Below are 17,813 nucleotides of genomic sequence, written 5' to 3'. Positions count from 1 at the left end.
CTTCCTATCTATTAGAGCACAAAGTAGATCTATAAGTTCTGATTTCTTCAAAACTAACGCTGCGAATCGACATACTCCTTATATTGGCGAAATTGCTTAGCATGTCCGTTGTTTGGCGAATCATAGTGGTTAAAACTAAAGCTTGTAAACTTGGATACATATTGGTGTTCAGCACTAATTTGACTAATTACCCGCTCAATGGGCGCAGGTTTAAGTCCAGGCGTAAATGTTTCCAGGTCCGACCATAGTTGAGTTTCTGGTCTAACTTCCCTAATTTTCGTCCCCAAGGCATCCAGCCATTTTCCAATTGTAGACACCGAAGCGTGGCCACAGCCGATTCCATCTTGAAGAGCAATAACATCAATGGGCGCCACTTTCAAAATATCTCCCCACATATCAGCATATTTAAAGACTCCTTGTCCCGTATTTTGATTAAAAAAAGGAGCAATCATCACCAGTTTGGCTGTCGTGTTATGAATCTCTTCGGTAATTTCCTTATATGCCCTTGCTATTCTTTTTTGTTTTTCCACGCCCTGAAAATTTACGTTATCAACCTCCATGGGTAGATAAAAACCGGCAATCGTGTTGGCATAAGTATTCCCGTATTGTCGCCATAATTCTTGAACAACATTTTTACTAAGGCTCACCTCATTGGTAAGCCATTTTTCATTATTGGCATAGTTCTTAAACCAATCATCATTCCAGTTCAATCCAAGCCAGACTTTCAAACCCTTCTTTTTTGCTTCATTTAATGAGATCTCAACCAGATCTTTAGAAGAAATCCGCGAAACTCCTGGAAGGGTAGTTGGATAATATGCTTGTTTATTCTTGCTATCTACTGTCCATTGCCATATGACGTGATGCATTGCAACCGCTTGCATCGCATCGTACTCGGCAGAAAAAGTGGGGCCTGTCCACTTGACTACAAGGCTAGGCTGGAAAAAACCTCCGTCTAATAGTTGAGCCCCGACAGTATTATTTTTCAATGTTGTTACTTCCTCCCTAAGCTCCTGTGTTGAGGCTGTCACATCTATCGGCCTAGCCAAAGCAATTCCATTTATTAAAATAAAGCTTAAACTGCCCGCTAAGAATCTATATAGCAATTTATCAAGTCGAATTTTCATGGTCTGGAGCCTCCCTCCGCTATCAGACTTCCACCACATCTATGGTTCAATACATACCCCAAAATGCCTGCTAAAATCCAATACCAATTTATTTATTTTGTTACTGATACTGGGTATTTTAGGAAAAAGTAACTGTCAGGGTATAAAAAAAGGACTGACGTGTAGCAAACACGCCAATCCTATAGGTTGTTTAACTAAAAACGGTTAACCTAACTTGTCAGTTATTTTTTTTATGATATACCACTCTTCTGAATTCGCAGGAATGGCATCATGCTAGTATCGCCCGTGAATGAGTTCAGAGTGCAACAAAAAATGTCTAATTAGCCGAATTACAACCTTCTATCCCGGATTGCCTAGGTCCATACGAACCTGACTTTCCATTTTTTCGAATTTCGAATAAAACAGCAGTGGAATAATTGCCAGCAGAAATACAAAGGCCGGGAACCAAATAAATGCAAATTGGATTCCTGTTAGACCAGAAATCGTCTGTACCTGATTCGGAATATAACCATAGAAGTTCAGAATCCACGCAGGTAAAGCCGCGCCGATACCGCTTCCAGCTTTGATGCAAAACGTGCTTCCGATTGCTATCAAAAATCCAGTGGAACGAATTCCTGTTTTCCATTCGCCAAAGTCAACTGCCGACCCTAGCATTGCGAATGGCATTGCGCAGGCAATTCCGCTCCCCATATTAGATAAAATCCAACCAATGATTACGCTGCTAAGATTACTGCCTGAAAAGTACATCATCATCTGCCCTAAAAATGCTGCTACCAATCCCATAATCCACGTATTTTTCTTACTTGTTACTTTGCAAATAAACGGGATTGCAACCATTGCAATAATCTGTAAAGAAGCGATGCTGTTTACAAAAGCGACCATATCTTTTTGTCCCATGTTATAAGTAAAGTAATAAATCACCGTTGAAGTTCTTCCCATCATAGCAATCCAAAAAAGCAAATTGCTGACAGTCATAATCACCCATGGCCAGTTCCCTTTGATTGCGAGAAAACTGTTTTTAAGAGGAATTTTTTCTTCCTGTTTTACACTATGTTTTTCTCTTAAATTCTTAAATGCATAGAGCGTCATCAATATGAAAACAATGCCAAAAATCATCGATGTAAAGAAAAATCCTTGTTTATCATCCCCCTTACCTAAAAAAGCTACCAAAGGCAGCGCGGTTGCATTCATTAGGAAAAATCCGACTTGCCCTCCAACCATGCGGAATGAATTCAGTACAAGACGTTCTTTCGGCTGTGGCGTAAGGGATGGCAAGATGGCTGTAATTGGGGTATTGAAACCCGTAAATACAATGTTTGCTAAAAAATATGTACCTCCTGCATAGATAACTTTCATCGTCGGACTTAAATTCGGCGCATAAAAGGTCAAGCCGCTGAAAACTGCAAATGGTATTGCAAGCCAAAGGAACCATGGTCGGCATTTCCCATATTTTGAATGGGTTTTATCAATGATGATGCCCCAAATCGGAGCATCTACACCGTCAATAATTCTTGCAAGAAGCAAAATCATTCCAGCTGCTATGATCGAAATTCCTGCTACATCGGTGTAAAAATAAAGAATATACGATGTTGCAAAACAATAAAGCAAATTGCCTGCGGCATCAAGCATCCCGTAACTGACGCGTTGTTTCAACGGTAATTTATCAGTTTCTGCATTTTTAGTATCCACTGAAATTACGCTTGAAGTTTCCACTTGCTCAAACTTTTTCGGCTGTTTCATAACATTAGACGTAGAATCCATAATCCATTTCTCTCCTCTATTTAAGATTGATAATCAGGATTTAATCCATACAGTCATTTCGCCTGGTATACGATTGCTCCATGCATAATAAGGAATCCATTTTAATTTTTTCACTTGCCATACAGGGCTACGATACGATTGATATAAGTTTTCTCCCCAAGAGCTTTCATCAAGCATCTTCCCGTTGGAAGTGATTGTAACAACGCCGTCTAATAATTCAGGTTCATATTGAACATGAAACATCGGCGTATCGCTGAGATAAATCCGGTGCAGATCTGGACCATTATCCGCTTCTTCGAGGCAATATACGAGAGGGCCTCTCATCACTGCTACCTTGCCAATATCTTCTCTTACCCTCGGATTTGCCTGCATAACTTCTACGGGCATAGCAAAGTGCAGATGTATGGCATCACCCGATTTCCATTCTCGCTGCAAATATACATACCCATTAATAATCTGTGCATTCACTGTTTCTTCGTTAATTTTTATTTCATAAGTTTTACACCATCCGGGAATTCTCAACGCATACGTAAAGTTTTTACTTCCTGCTAATGAAACCATGATATTTACATCTTCATCCCAGGGATAATTAGTTTTTATCGTAAATGTAACTTCCTCGTTATCAAATTTATGCGTCAATTCGCCTCCAATATAGAGATGCATCAATAAGATATTGCCTTTTCCCGAATAGATGTAACTGCCAAGGGCTGCAAATAATCGGGCAATATTCGGCGGACAACATGCGCAGCCAAACCATTTCTGCCGTTCAACTTGTACATGACGCCGCAATTGATCCTTCTCCGATGCTTCTGGCACCACTTCAAGCGGATTTACATAAAAAAACTTCTTACCGTCCATGGACATACCGCTCAAAATACCATTGAATAATTCTTTTTCGATAACATCTGCATACTGTGCTTCCGGAGAAATGTCAAGCATTCTACGCGCAAAGAAAACAGCACCGATTGAAGCACAGGTTTCGCCATAAACTGTGTCATTCGGCAAATCATAATCATAGGTAAACGATTCGCCGTAAGCTGAGGCGCCAATACTCCCTGTAATATACATCTGACGCTGCGTCATATTGTCCCAAATTCGTCTGCAGACTGCATACAATTCTTCGTCTTTAGTCAGCCTCGCTATATCCGTCATACCTGAATACAGATAGGTTGCTCTCACCGCATGTCCTTCTGCTTCCTGCTGACTGCGTAGTGGCCGATCTGCCTGATAATACTTATATTGAAAAAAGCTGTCTTCCCAGGGAAACTTATTACCATAACGTTTTCCTTCTTCTTTGAAGTACAAGGGATCTTTGCCTCTTTCATCGATAAAATATTTTGCTAGTTTCAGATACTTTTCATCATGTGTAATCTCGTAAAGCTTTACCAGCGCCAATTCAATCTCTTCATGTCCGGGATAACCATGTTTTTTCCCTTCTTCCGGGCCCAAGACCGTATCGACATAATCGACATACCGAATCATGGCCTTTAACAATTTATCCTTACCTGTTGCCTGATAGTAAGAAATGGCCCCTTCAATCATATGACCCAAGCAGTACAACTCATGATTATCCCTTAAATTCGTCCAGCGTTTATCTAGCCCATTGAGAATGTAATATGTATCCAGATAACCATCTGCCTGTTGCGCAGCACAAACGATATCAATCGCCTCATCAGCAATTTTTTCTAATAATTGATCCTCATGCCACATCAGAGAATAACCTACAGCTTCTATCCATTTGGCAAAATCACTGTCCTGGAAAACATGACCTTCAAATATTCCCTTTTCAAGTCCGGCGGCAATTTTAAAATTTTTGATACAATGACTTGGCTCGGCACCTTCTATCCGATCATTTAATGCCTCCCATTGATAGGGAATTACTTTCGTCCGAATCAACTCCATCAATTTTTGCCAGAATTGATCCTTGATTTTTATTTCATGAAGTGATACAGGTGTTGAGATTTGCTTATCATCCATAGAAATTCTTCCCTTCATTGATCATTCTATTTTGCGCGCACTTTCTCAAGGTGTCTAAAACAGTGTATAGCTCCTCAATTATAATTTTATTTATAAAATTCAGTTAATTTCATTTGAGAAAATATTTCATAGGAAAACAATATATTGTGTTTACTATATTTATAGTATAAAATGGAAATAGTTGTCACACAACTATCATTATATTAGAATAGGTGGCGAAATCCTATATGATATATTGTATTGCCAAAAACCAATATCCACTGAAGTATTTTTCCTGTGGTAAGTTGGTCAGTGATGAACCCTTCTTGCATTTACAAAGAAACCTCGACACTTTTGTCCTTTTAGTCGGCTCCGAAGGTAGCTTATATATTGCTCAGGATGATGAGCCTTATGAATTGAAACCGAATCAATTTATGCTGCTATTCCCCGGACATAAACACTATGGCTACCGTAAATCCGATCCAGGATTGCATTATTACTGGTGCCATTTCCAGACCTATCATAACCAGTACAAATTTCTGACAGCACAGCAAATGAATCAATATCTGCATGTTGAAAAAAGCACAGCAACAGAAAGCATTCTCAAAAATTATTATATTTTACCTGAATTCGGCGAAATTCTTGTAAAAAATCGTATCGACCTGATTTTTAACCAATTATTAGATTTATCTAACCGCAGTTATTATTCCAAAACCGCCGTCACCAGTTATATCCTGAGCTTTCTGCTGATAGAACTCTCTCAAAACTTCATCGATACTTTCACGCCGAAAATACAGGACATTTCAAACAGCAATTACAAAATCGTCGAAATATCCGAATGGATTAGAGTCAATTATAATAAGAATCTTTCCGTAAAAATAATTGCTGATAAATTTGGCTACAATCCGGATTACCTGTCCTTAGTTTTTAAAAAATTCACCGGTTATTCGCTGCTTAAGTATCTGAATAATATGAAGATATCTGCTGCAAAACAATTGTTGCTCAATTCTTCGGCAACAATCAAAGAAGTGGCATATGATACCGGCTTTACCGACGAAAAACATTTCATGAAACTCTTTAAGAAAATAGAATCCCTGACGCCTACCCAATATCGAAATACATTCTTCTGTAAGCACTTTAACAAAAGATAATTATATATATCACAAAAAGACAACAAGAAAGCACCCGTAAACGGCACTAATGCACTACACGCACTTTTCTCTTAACACCGTTTTTATCATGCTCTGTGCATTCAATATAAAGGCATTCATTGGCTGCTCTAACCTGCTGTGATCATCCCGAAACATTTTTTCATATTGAACTAAAATTTGTTTTTCAGTATATCCTTGTTCCGATAGACGAAGAACAAATTCTTTGGTTTCTTTCACAGCCAAGATACAATTTCGCCAGTAATCAGACGCACCACTTGCCTTTAGCAGCCCAAAATGAGGAGAAAAAATGACTCGGGGATTTATTTTCTGACATATATGAATCGAATCAAGTGCGGCAGCGCTGCTAGTGATAAAGGCAGGATAGATTTTCCCGGATTTACTCATACATCCTGTCGATTCGCTTGCAAATAAAATTTCGTTATTAACCAAAAATGATAAGGAACATTTTGTATGGCCTGGTGTTTCTATTACCTGAATATATAAATCACCTAGATCCAATATATCTCCGTCACAAATTACATGATCTACCTTCATCATAGCGTCATCGTATTCTTTTAGATCCTCTGCATCAAAAAGTTTTGCAGCTTGCGTACTAAGACTTCGAATTGTTTTTAAGGCATTTGACCTATTTAAAATTCGTTTGGCATATTCTGCTCCAAGTACCTTACTATTAGGCCATTCCTTTTTTAAACAGGGAATAGCACCAATGTGATCATAATGCGAATGACTAATAAGTATAACATTCAGCGTCTTTTTCTTAAGTATTTTCTTAATGTTACTGATAAGATTGGACGCACAATATGCCATACCACAATCAACTAATGCTGTTTTTTCTTCTCCCAATATTAAAAAAGCATTTCCGCCTTGTCCACCTGTAACATCCATAATTTTATCCATTTCATTATCATCCTTTACTACGGAACATTTGCCCCTTTTGCACACTAGTAGTCCAAAAGGTGTATTTCCACACAAAAACCATCCCTATCAGGATGGTTTTATTATACCATTTTGATAGGGATGGTTGCTTTTGTCTACACTGAGTCACAGAGCAAGTCCCTGTGATTCCAATCTCCATTCTCTTAGCAATGCTTGCCAAAGCAACTCAGTACAAAGGCGGTTTTGCTACTATCCACTGTTGTTGCTGCTGACCTTTGGGAAGCATATGGGCATCAAACCACATGTAATAGAATTTTTCTACCGGATTCACAACGTAACCATCCTGAAGATGATCAGCTGTATCATACGAGTCAGCCAGAATCAAAACGTCATCAGCTACTGTATCCGTCCCCATCGTATCATAACCGATAACGACTCTCCAGTGTCCACCCCAATCAATATTTTCGACCAATATAGGGGTATTATTTTTCAAATTTGCTATTATAAAGTCCCTAAATTCTTGTACGGTTGCAAAGGTCATACCATTTTTATTTGCAGTCGTTAAGCTAGAAGTAACATCCCAGCCAATCCTTTTAAAAAAGGTAACCATTTCTTTTGTATCTGTGCCTACTACTGGTTTTGTCCCCATTATTTTAGCGATTTTAAGCTCATCCCAGTTGTTGTTATCAAAATGAGTCAGAACAGTTAAAGCAGCCGCCGGACCACAGGTAATCTCTGTAGTTTGTTGATATGTCTTATATTTTGACAGAATCGTTAATGTACTGGTTGACAGTAGATTATAATAATCCTGAAAAGCAAAATAAGGAGAGTTCTTTACATTTCCAATTCCGTTATATGAAGAAGCCCCCTCATTACTGGTGACATAGCCAGCAGGATACGAAATGACAGGACTTTCCTCGACACGGCCCGTAATCTCTGCATTAGCCGCAAAAACCACCTGGGTAATGCTAAAGCTGATTCCTAAAAGAACACAAAGCAATAAAAAGTAAATCGTTTTCTTCCCAGGATAAAACATTTGCATACGTTAAATAACCTCCTTGGTTTCCACATCCTTATAAGATATTAACTATATAAAATAAAACTCCTGCCAAATCAATAAAATTCAAAATCACGCCACTTTGCTTCCAAATAACTGTATCCCACTAATTTCATCTAATTACTCAACGCAAAATAATCAGTAATACCTCTGGCAATGGCCCCAGCAATTTTGTCTTGTGTTGCCGAATCGGCCAAAAGTTTTTCATCGTCGGCATTCGAAATGAAAGCCGTTTCAACAAGGCAGGCTGTCATATTCGTATTCTTAATCACATAAAATCCAGCTTCCTTGACTCCTCTATCTACAATAGGAAGAGATTTGACAAGCTGATTTTGAATACAATTGGCCAGTTTACCACCTTCAACAGAACCGTAATATTTATAAGTTTCACCTCCTTTTACTAAGTCATTTTCGGCAGAATTACAATGAATGGACACAAACAAGTCTGCCATCCAATCATTTGCAGCAGAACAAATAGAACTAAGCGAATCATCTTGTAAGACTTGTACCTCATAACCAACTTTTTCTAAATAACTCGCTACTAACGGACCAATCGACGCAACTACGTCACACTCTCTTAACCCCGTTTCAGAATTGCATGCACCAGCATCTGGTTCTCCATTCGGCGCATGACCTGGATTGACAAAAATTTTAATCATTTTTGTATGTCCTCCTGTAATTGGATTTTTTTCTCCAAGTATGAATATGAAGGTTTCTTATCCTTTCATTCCCATATCTCTGATATTTTCAAATACTTTTTCCCTCAATGAGACCAATATAAGCACTCATGATCTCTGTAGCTGAATAGCCAGTCATATAGCAAAAAAAGCTGCTCATTGATGAGCAGCAATCAAAATCGCCATGCTATAGAATTTTCCTTTTGCCGTCTCCACTACCTAACTTTTACACTATTAGCAAAACGATAAGCCCGCCATACAATATTAGCTTTGAAGCTTCATGCTAATATCAGCAGCTTTTACAGAATGGGTCAAGGCTCCACTGGAGATGATATCAACGCCAGTTGCCGCCAACTCACCAATTCTCTCGATTGTCACATTACCGGACACCTCAATCAATGCTTTACCATCAATCATTTGTACCGCTTCTTTGATCATCGTGATCGTCATGTTATCCAGCATAATAACGTCAACACCGACCTCCAATGCTTGTCCTATCTGTTCTAAATTTTCCACTTCTATTTCTATCTTTATATAAGGTGAGACTTGATTACGTACGCGCTGCACTGCTGCAAAGACCCCTCCTGCGGCTTGAATATGATTGTCTTTTATGAGAACCATTGCATCCAACCCGTAGCGGTGATTTTTTCCGCCGCCAACCTGCACAGCATATTTTTCCAACATTCGCAGGCCTGGCGTCGTTTTTCGGGTATCCACGATCACAGCACGAAAGCCTTCAGTAGCAGCCGTATACCGACGAGTTTCCGTGGCAATACCTGACAGCCGCTGTAAAAAATTCAGTGCTACTCGTTCTCCTGACAACAAAGAACGGGTAGGTCCTTCTAATACTGCAAACTTTTCTCCGTTTCGAATACTGGTACCATCAGCATAATAAGATACCACCTTGACACGATCATCGAGTAAAGCAAAAACTCGGGTAAAAACTTCGATTCCAGCCAAAATAAAGTCCTGTTTAGCTAGCAAAAATCCTTGGGAAAAATGAGCTTCACTAAAAATAGCCTCACTGGTAACATCGCCAAATCCAACATCTTCTATTAAAGAAAGTCGCAGTACATCATCTAAGACTAATTTATTCATTGCATTACAGCCTTCTTTCCCCATTGCTGAATAATATGCTTCTTGAATTCATGATCATTTTTTTGAGGATATTCTTCGCGATAATGTGTTCCTCTGCTTTCACAGCGGAAAAGTGCCGCTTCCAATAGTAGTTCGGCAAGTTGGCAGGCATTAAAATCATGATAGTCCTTACTATCAGCTAAGGGTTTACCTTGCATTACAGCGCTTTGTTGCAATTCCGTAAGAAATGCTTCCATGTCCCGCCCTCTGCGTATGACTCCTGCTACACGTTCTAAAGCGGCGCCCACCTCTGTTGCTTGCTGATACTTTCCTACCTGTTTTACAGCACTGAAAAGCAGGCAGTTACTTACTGGCTTACTCGATTCCTGGTTAATTGTCTTTGCTACTCTGCGCCCAAAAACAATTCCTTCTAATAAAGAATTACTAGCCAGCCGATTGGCTCCATGGACCCCGGTTGCTGCCGCCTCTCCACAAGCATATAAGTTGGCAATCGTGGTTCTGCCCCAAAGGTCTGTCTGTATGCCACCAATAGTATAATGCGCCGCTGGCGCTATGGGTATTAGATCTTTTTCCATAAAAAGATCGTTTTTCGCTAATTCCGAATAGACCTGGCGAAACCGATTCGCTAAATAGTCTTTGCCCAATTGCCTAGCATCCAAATATACAAATTCTTGACTTTCCCGCTTCATTTCATGAAAAATAGCTCTTGACACCTCATCACGTGGAGCCAACTCACCATTGGGATGATAAGAAAACATAAATCGCTCTCCTTGGTGATTCAACAATACGGCTCCTTCCCCCCTAAGCGCCTCAGTTAACAAAAATACCTTTCCTGATAAGGTCGTAAATGTCGTAGGATGAAATTGTACAAATTCCATATCGGTAATGGCTGCGCCTGCACGATACGCTGCCGCAATACCATCGCCACTAGACGAAATACTGTTGGTAGATCTGGCGAATAACCCGCTGTAACCGCCAGTAGCCACCACAACCACCCCCGCACGCAGTACTTTAAAACAGCCATTATACTGAATTACACAGCCGCAGCACTTTTGCGCTCCAGTTAAGATATCGATTAAAACGCAATTGTCCAAACGATGTATATTGTCTCTTGTCTCGGTCTCTCTCGCCATGGTTTCTGCAATATGACGCCCTGTATAATCAAAATAATGAACAATACGATTGCGAGAGTGTCCGGCTTCTCTGGTAAGGTTCAAACCATTTTCCCCTTTATCAAAATCAGCGCCAATCGATTGTAAAAAAGTTAGCGTTTGAGGTCCCTCACTAACTAGAATTTCTACTGCCTGCTTATTGCATAACCCTTGTCCAACCCGCAGCGTATCTGCCAAATGTTCCACAGGGCTATCATCAGCTCCCACGGCAACAGCCATTCCGCCTTGCGCTTTATAGGTACTGCATTCCTTGAGCGGACCTTTATTAATCAAAGCAATATTAAGGTTAGGCTGCAATGCTAAAGCAGTCGCCATACCGGCAATTCCTGAACCAACAATGACAACATCATATGTATCTGTTTCTAACTCCTCATCTGCCATTATCCTACCTCCAGCATCCGGCGCAAAGCCTGCTTGGCTTGAGAAGCCACCTGCTCTTCAACTATAATTTCATGTTGTTTATGAATCAGCGCCTCATATACACTTTGTAGTCGAACTTTTTTCATATTAGAACATATCAATCCAGGGTGCAGTAAGAAGAATTGTTTATCAGGCCGAGATTCTTTTAGCTTAACAAGTACCCCCATCTCAGTCCCAACAATAAATGTTTTGGCAGATGATTGTTCGGCATAATGAATAATCGCAGAAGTACTGCCGACAAAATCCGCCATAGCAACCACCTCGGGAATGCACTCCGGATGGATTAAAACTTCGGCACCCGGATAAGCTGCTCTGGCCATCTTGACATTCTCGGGTTGCACCTTGACATGGGTCGCACAATGGCCTTTCCAGAGAATAAGCTTCTTTGCCGGCAGCTGTGTGGCAATATAATGTCCTAAGTTTTCATCAGGTACAAATATCACTTTGTCCTCCGGCAATGCCGCGACGACCTGGATGGCATTTGCCGACGTACAGCAAACGTCACTTTCTGCTTTAACTTCTGCCGTGGAATTGACATAGCAAACAACAGGCACCCCAGGATGTTCTGCTTTTAATGTACGCAAATCTTCTGCAGTAACCATTTCCGCCATGGGACAGCCGGCATCACTTTCAGGTAACAAGACGACTTTCTGTGGTGAAAGTATTTTAGCCGTTTCTGCCATAAACCGAACCCCGCAAAAAACAATCATATCTTGATCCGTATTGGCAGCCATTTTACTCAAATAGAATGAATCACCTACGTAATCAGCCATCTGCTGTACTTCATCAAGCTGATAATTATGAGCTAAAATAACAGCATTGCGCTGCTTTTTTAACCGTTGTATTTCAACTTTTAAATCATTTACCAATCCTTTTCACCCTTTCTTTATTAAATACAAGCCTTGAATTTTCACCTAACCCTAGTTTTATATCTTTTGGCATTATGTATTACAGATTAGCTTTTTCTAATTGTAACGTTATTTCTCAGTCACTGTCAAGACAAGTGTAAAGTCACTTCGTTTATTAAAAAAAAAATCTCCTGATATTCCAGGAGATAAGCCAGTGACAGATATGAAATTCGGTAAATCAAAGAACATTTATATCAACATTGTATTCTATTAGATGAGCTACTTCTTGTGCAATGCTTAAGCTAAATAGTCGTTTAAGTAAGTAAAGACCTAATTCAATGCCTGAGCTTACTCCGCCCGCTGTAATGATATTTCCATCTTGAACCACTTTCTTAGAAAGAACTTGCACAGAATATGATTCTAATTCTGAAAAAGCAGTATGATAAGTGGTTGCCTGCTTCCCTTTAAGCAATCCCGCCTCGGCCAGTAAAAAAGCTCCTGTACAAACGGAAGTAATATATTTAGCAGTGATCATTTGTTTTTGGATAAAGATCTTGATAACAGGATTTTTCATGGCTACAAGTCTGCCCTTACCGCCTGGAACTACTAAAATATCTAAATCAGGGCACTTTTCGATAGTTGTATCTGGAATTACTTTCATACCATTATAAGCACCTATTGGATCGGCAGTTTCGGCTATCAATATGACCTTAGTGCTATTTAGCTGTATTTTGTTGACAGCGTTTAAAACCTCAAAGGGCCCGACAAAATCTAACTCCTCAACCTGAGGAAATATGAGTATACCAATTGTTATCACAGTTACCACTCCTTCAATAATATCTTTATGTTGTATAATATATTGTATAGGATATACTGCTTATTCAAAGAGCCAGTTTACAACTATTTTATAGCTCCAGATAGGAGATGTAAGAATGCTATTTATTGACACAAAAACGGAATGCCCAATCTATGAGCAAATTTATCGGCAAATCAGAGATAAAATTATGTCCAGCGAATGGAAATCCAATATGAAACTACCTTCTAGCCGACAATTGGCAAGTGAACTGCAAATCAGCCGAAATACAATAGAACAGGCATATCAACAGCTATATGCTGAAGGCTACTTATTCAGTAAGCCTCGAATTGGATATTACGTGGAGAAATTAAATAATACATTGATTAGTCCGCACTTTGCCATTCCAACAAGCGAGATTATTGCACAGGATACGATAAAAGATCAATATCGATATAATTTTCGCTATGGTAAACTTGATTACCGATATGTTCCATTCAAAATCTGGAAAAATCTCATGATGCAGTGTTTCGGAGAAGAAATGGACGGACTTGTTTCATATAGTGGACATCAAGGAGATGTAAGATTACGCGAACAAATAACGAAATACGCCGCGGAATATCGGGGTGTAAAATGTGATCCTGAACAGATTGTTGTTGGTGCTGGAACATTGTACTGCTTGGGATTACTATGCAATTTACTTAGGAAACAAGCTACTCGTAGCATTGGTTTTGAAGATCCAGGATACGGGAAAGCTAGAACAGCATTCAAGAATGCCGGATTTAAAATTTGTCCCATCAACGTCGATAAGGATGGGATCAACATCAAGGAGCTTGACGCCAGTGGAACTACGGCAGTTTATGTGACGCCCTCTCATCAATTTCCTACTGGTGCTATTATGTCTATTTCTAAGAGATTGCAACTACTTGAATGGGCGAATCGCAAGCAAGCAATAATTATTGAGGATGATTATTCTTGCCACTTTCGATACAATGTCCGACCGATACCTTCGCTCCAGGGAATTAACCAGACGGCTAACGTCGCATATTTGGGGAATTTTTCAAAATCCCTATTACCTTCTCTTAGACTTTCATTTATTGTTTTGCCACTATCACTTTTGGATAGTTACAAAACGATTTATCAAAAGTACAATACTACAGTTCCATACTTGTTTCAAAGGACATTAGAACGGTTCATGCGTGATGGATATTTAGACAGACATCTACGTAGGGTATTACAAGTATATAAGAAAAAGCATGACTGTTTAGTACAGTCCCTGAACAGAGAGTTTGGCGACAAAATCAAGATAAATGGAAGAAACGCCGGATTGTTTATAACAGTTAAAGTAAATAGCAAACTTTTAGAAACCCAGCTCATCAACCGTGCCGCCGAGCTGGGTGTTCGGGTTTATCCCGTGTCTGATCATTGGGAACGACTAGAGCAGTATGATGGAAAAACGGTACTATTGGGTTACAGCAGCTTGGATTTAGACGAAATTGAGCAAGGAGTGCAATTGCTTCGCAGAGCGTGGTTTGGATAAAAACCTTATCCTTTAAACGTCATGTATTACAATTAATTGTACACTGTGAAATCGGCGGCTATAATTACCCACTATTAATTGATCATATTTCCCGTGAAGCGATGTACTTTTGCAAACTATTGGGAAAAATACAAGATGGAGATATGAAGTATCCTGTTGACTCCATTGTAAGCGATAACGTATTCTGGCTTAGACATATGGCCGATCATGCAAGATTTATTGCAGGGCTCCTTAACCCGTCTGAGCGTGGTTTCGTAGAAAAAGCAAACGAATTTGCCATTGAATTCGAGAGGTTACAACTTCAAGCTCGTGACTTGGATAGTATGTTATGGCATTCCTGTCCTAATAACGATCTCGTAAGGTTTGAAAAAGATGTAAAAACAGCAACTACTAATATACGGGACTTCAAAAGGGCTGCACGAGATTTAATTGCATCGTGTAAGGTACTTTCTCTGATTCCCTCCCTCTTAGCCGACCATGTCCTACGGGAGGCGGAATATTTTCTAAAGATTCTCGAAGAAATTCAACAAGACTTGGCAGAGATGGATACTCCTCCGATTAAAACATGTGATTATTGAGAAAAGACACCCGCTTAAAATCCCTACCCTGGACTAAGCCGAAATAGGGATTTTCCAATATCATTTCGATTAATTATTTTTCGCTAATAAGTAAATGCTAAATAAATGAACTAACTAGAGGAGTGATATTGTTATGACAGAAAAATATACGGAAGAACAATTACTGGCTATTGCAAAAGAATGTAATGAATTCGAGCATATTATAAATGCGATGGGCTATGGTTACTCATTACTTAATGTCTCTCCAAAAGATTATAAAAGACGTTGTACTGATTGTACACACTGGCTAGATGCCTCATGTAGGATATTTCTTTCAGAAATATCTCAATGGCATAAATAGCAAACTTTCCGCAATCATCACCATTCATTGTTCCTAAACATCACATGAATGGCAGCACAAACTGCCCCAATAACATCCCCAATCAAATCTAAATCCGTATCTAACAAACCTGGCTGACTAGGTAGCGTTGGCGGCGAGATTATATCGGTAAGAAATTCTGCAATTTCATAAATTGCACCAATGCTAATTCCTAAACAAATAACCAAAATAAATTTGAAGGATCGATTTACAGCATCTTTCAGAAGCTGAACAACTAAAATATAGGTAAATAGTGACAATGCATAAGTTCCAAAGACATGTAGTATTTTATCAAAAACTGAAGAGAGTGCATACAAGTCCAGATAATAGCCAAAAAAACTATCACTAACAAGTGTAATTCCTACCACGACTCTAACAAAATTATTCATAACCAGCTTATATCTTGCCTCTAAAAACATATATACGAGCCAAATACCTGTTGTTACCATCACACTCCGAATGTATTCAAAGTGTAATCCCATAGCTAATCCCACTACTACTAGGATTTGAATTAGTATAATCAACATATTAATTCTAAACTTGAGCGATTTATGCATGTTTATAATACCTCTACTAATTCAGATAAATTCACCCCTCCCCGTTGCAACTAGGAGGGGCAATTTCCGGTTAAAGAGAAAAATCGAGAGTGATTTATTACCTATAACCTTCATACTATTTTTACCTAATTTTATGACTCTATTCATGCGAAATAAAAAAAGAGCTTCCCATAAGTTTAGCAATCTCATGAAAAGCCTCTTTACGCTCTCTGAAAAACCGGCAATCGGATCAACTTTCGACTGTATTTGACATTTTATGAACTTAATAGTACAATAAAGCCAAAATAAATTCGATAAAATATACCACTTTTTACTACAGAATTAAATTGAGATACATACTAAAGTTTGTAAAATGAATATATCAGAAGCAATGGTGCTCCAAACAAAGATTCTTAAATCGAGAATCCTTTAGTTTGGAGTATTTTTTTGTTAAATAAGATAAAAAAAGAATTGTGGAGTACTGGAAAAAACGGAGGGATATTGATGGCACAAACGAAAATTATCACTGATGAAATAACTACATTGCAGTCAACGGAATCTAAATGCTGGTGGAGAGAGATTAGCAAAAAACAGTGGTATGCCTTATGGGCATCTGTTCTGGGATATATTCTTGATTCATTTGATACCATGGTATATGCTTTTGCGTTGACAAGGATTCTCAATGAATGGGGCTTAACAACAGTTGAGGCTGGACTTTTATCTTCAGTAACTTTGTTCTCTTCTGCATTTGGAGGAGTTTTTTTCGGCGCAGTAGCAGATAAAGTCGGCCGCAAAAAAGCAATCATGATCACGGTCTTATTATTTTCAATTTTTTCAGGTTTAAGTGGTTTATCACAAAATATCGTCCAATTAGCAATTGCTCGGGCCTTACTTGGTTTAGGCATGGGGGGCGAATGGACAGCAGGAGTTCTTTTGATTTCGGAAACTTGGCCAGCAAAGCATCGCGGTAAGGCAATCGGACTGATGCAAAGTGGATGGGCGCTGGGGTATTTTTTGGCTGCTTTGGCAGCTATGGTTATTTTGCCTGCATTTGGTTGGCGCGTCTTATTTTTTCTTGGAATACTTCCAGCGTTATTTTCTTTGTGGGTCCGGTCGTTCGTCGATGAAACTGAATTATGGAAAAATTTAAAAGAAAACCCAAATAAAAAAACGAACATACTACAAATATTTAAAGGAGATCTTTTAAAACATACGGTTGTAATTACATTGGCAAGCTCTTTTTTGATGTTTGCCTATTGGGGACTATTTAGTTGGTTACCAGGCTTTTTGAGTATGCCCATAGAAAAAGGAGGAGCAGGGTTAAGTGTTGTAAAGTCATCCGCATGGATGATGCCAACGATGCTTGGAGCATGGGGCGGATATGTATCTTTTGGCTTTTTAGCCGACAAGTTTGGGCGACGCCCGATTTTTGCTGCATTCCTTATGATGTCGTCTGTATTTGTTTATGTGTATGGTAATGTACGCGATGCAAATTTGCTTATTCTTTTGGGACCATTTGTTGGTTTCTTTGGTTCTGGAGCATTTAGTGGTTTTGGTGCCTTTACATCTGAGCTATATCCTACGTCAGTACGAGGTTTAGGTGCTGGATTTACTTATAATGTTGGTAGAATTATGAGCGCGTTTGCACCGATTATCATCGGTTATTTTGCTGGAATCTATGGTCTGGGAGTTTCACTAGGGCTTACCGCAGTTTCATATTTTCTCGCCGCTCTTACTATCTACTTTATTCCAGAGACAAAAGGCGTAAAACTGAAATAGTTGAATACCATTATGATCCATATCATCGATTAACATTTGGGTGCCTTTACCACGTTTCAAAATGATAA

At 39.1% G+C, this 17,813-nt stretch carries 16 protein-coding genes and 1 pseudogene; 6 read left to right on the top strand and 11 right to left on the bottom strand.

Features of this window, described 5'->3' with window-relative positions; genetic code table 11:
- Positions 1-53: 53 nt before the first annotated feature.
- The 3 genes from Ga0466249_RS04750 to Ga0466249_RS04740 all read right to left on the bottom strand — a co-directional run bounded on the left by Ga0466249_RS04750 (position 54) and on the right by Ga0466249_RS04740 (position 4,862).
- On the bottom strand, positions 54-1,124 hold the full coding sequence (locus Ga0466249_RS04750; protein ID WP_215828271.1) for a DUF4434 domain-containing protein: 1,071 nt from the start codon (positions 1,122-1,124) through the stop codon (positions 54-56).
- A 339-nt stretch (positions 1,125-1,463) separates the two neighbouring features.
- On the bottom strand, positions 1,464-2,885 hold the full coding sequence (locus tag Ga0466249_RS04745) for an MFS transporter (protein ID WP_246588448.1): 1,422 nt from the start codon (positions 2,883-2,885) through the stop codon (positions 1,464-1,466).
- A 33-nt stretch (positions 2,886-2,918) separates the two neighbouring features.
- Entirely contained in the window at positions 2,919-4,862 is a 1,944-nt protein-coding gene (locus Ga0466249_RS04740; RefSeq protein WP_215828270.1) for a glycoside hydrolase family 127 protein, read from the bottom strand.
- 227 nt (positions 4,863-5,089) lie between these two features.
- Here Ga0466249_RS04740 and Ga0466249_RS04735 point away from each other — a divergent pair, with 227 nt between their 5' ends.
- Entirely contained in the window at positions 5,090-5,992 is a 903-nt protein-coding gene (locus tag Ga0466249_RS04735) for an AraC family transcriptional regulator (protein WP_215828269.1), read from the top strand.
- A gap of 54 nt (positions 5,993-6,046) precedes the next feature.
- Here Ga0466249_RS04735 and Ga0466249_RS04730 read toward each other — a convergent pair whose 3' ends face one another.
- The 7 genes from Ga0466249_RS04730 to Ga0466249_RS04700 all read right to left on the bottom strand — a co-directional run bounded on the left by Ga0466249_RS04730 (position 6,047) and on the right by Ga0466249_RS04700 (position 12,978).
- Positions 6,047-6,910 carry an MBL fold metallo-hydrolase gene (locus Ga0466249_RS04730; RefSeq protein ID WP_215828268.1) on the bottom strand — a complete coding sequence of 288 codons (864 nt, stop codon included), beginning with the start codon at positions 6,908-6,910 and terminating at the stop codon, positions 6,047-6,049.
- Positions 6,911-7,115: 205 nt separating this feature from the next.
- Positions 7,116-7,931 (bottom strand): C39 family peptidase, encoded by an 816-nt coding sequence (locus tag Ga0466249_RS04725; RefSeq protein ID WP_215828267.1) that lies wholly within the window; start codon positions 7,929-7,931, stop codon positions 7,116-7,118.
- 131 nt (positions 7,932-8,062) lie between these two features.
- Positions 8,063-8,602 (bottom strand): N-acetylmuramoyl-L-alanine amidase family protein, encoded by a 540-nt coding sequence (locus Ga0466249_RS04720; protein WP_215828320.1) that lies wholly within the window; start codon positions 8,600-8,602, stop codon positions 8,063-8,065.
- A 285-nt stretch (positions 8,603-8,887) separates the two neighbouring features.
- Positions 8,888-9,721 carry a carboxylating nicotinate-nucleotide diphosphorylase gene (gene nadC, locus Ga0466249_RS04715; RefSeq protein ID WP_215828266.1) on the bottom strand — a complete coding sequence of 278 codons (834 nt, stop codon included), beginning with the start codon at positions 9,719-9,721 and terminating at the stop codon, positions 8,888-8,890.
- Positions 9,718-11,274 (bottom strand): L-aspartate oxidase, encoded by a 1,557-nt coding sequence (gene nadB, locus Ga0466249_RS04710; RefSeq protein WP_215828265.1) that lies wholly within the window; start codon positions 11,272-11,274, stop codon positions 9,718-9,720. The genes nadC and nadB overlap by 4 nt, the downstream gene beginning before the upstream one ends.
- Positions 11,274-12,182 carry a quinolinate synthase NadA gene (gene nadA / locus Ga0466249_RS04705; RefSeq protein WP_215828264.1) on the bottom strand — a complete coding sequence of 303 codons (909 nt, stop codon included), beginning with the start codon at positions 12,180-12,182 and terminating at the stop codon, positions 11,274-11,276. Before nadA ends, nadB begins: the two co-directional genes overlap by 1 nt.
- A gap of 217 nt (positions 12,183-12,399) precedes the next feature.
- Positions 12,400-12,978, bottom strand: a complete 579-nt coding sequence (locus tag Ga0466249_RS04700; RefSeq protein WP_215828263.1) for a DJ-1/PfpI family protein — start codon at positions 12,976-12,978, stop codon at positions 12,400-12,402.
- A 115-nt stretch (positions 12,979-13,093) separates the two neighbouring features.
- Between Ga0466249_RS04700 and pdxR the strand changes: the two genes are divergently transcribed.
- The 4 genes and pseudogenes from pdxR (at position 13,094) to Ga0466249_RS04685 (ending at position 15,412) form a co-directional block, all read left to right on the top strand.
- A complete protein-coding gene (gene pdxR, locus Ga0466249_RS04695; protein ID WP_215828262.1) occupies positions 13,094-14,494 on the top strand; it encodes a MocR-like pyridoxine biosynthesis transcription factor PdxR in 1,401 nt (466 codons plus the stop codon).
- Positions 14,482-14,604, top strand: a pseudogene (locus Ga0466249_RS27015) (DUF2935 domain-containing protein); the annotation flags it as partial. The gene pdxR and the pseudogene Ga0466249_RS27015, both read left to right, overlap by 13 nt.
- A 33-nt stretch (positions 14,605-14,637) precedes the next feature.
- Positions 14,638-15,072, top strand: a complete 435-nt coding sequence (locus tag Ga0466249_RS04690; RefSeq protein WP_246588476.1) for a DUF2935 domain-containing protein — start codon at positions 14,638-14,640, stop codon at positions 15,070-15,072.
- Between the two features lie 133 nt (positions 15,073-15,205).
- Complete coding sequence (locus Ga0466249_RS04685; RefSeq protein WP_215828261.1) at positions 15,206-15,412, top strand: hypothetical protein; 207 nt, start codon at positions 15,206-15,208, stop codon at positions 15,410-15,412.
- A gap of 17 nt (positions 15,413-15,429) precedes the next feature.
- Here the strand turns inward: Ga0466249_RS04685 and Ga0466249_RS04680 are convergent, their stop codons facing one another.
- Positions 15,430-15,957, bottom strand: a complete 528-nt coding sequence (locus Ga0466249_RS04680; RefSeq protein WP_512699361.1) for a DUF2238 domain-containing protein — start codon at positions 15,955-15,957, stop codon at positions 15,430-15,432.
- A gap of 456 nt (positions 15,958-16,413) precedes the next feature.
- Between Ga0466249_RS04680 and Ga0466249_RS04675 the strand changes: the two genes are divergently transcribed.
- The gene (locus Ga0466249_RS04675; protein ID WP_246588444.1) at positions 16,414-17,745 is read left to right on the top strand and encodes an MFS transporter; all 1,332 of its coding nucleotides are present in this window, start codon (positions 16,414-16,416) and stop codon (positions 17,743-17,745) included.
- The last annotated feature ends 68 nt before the right edge of the window (positions 17,746-17,813 follow it).

The sequence above is a fragment of the Pelorhabdus rhamnosifermentans genome, assembly GCF_018835585.1.
In the GTDB taxonomy this organism is placed as follows: Bacteria; Bacillota; Negativicutes; order UMGS1260; family UMGS1260; genus Pelorhabdus; species Pelorhabdus rhamnosifermentans.
The sequence above is the reverse complement of the archived record's forward strand: the minus strand, read 5'-3'. Positions and strand labels throughout refer to the sequence as shown.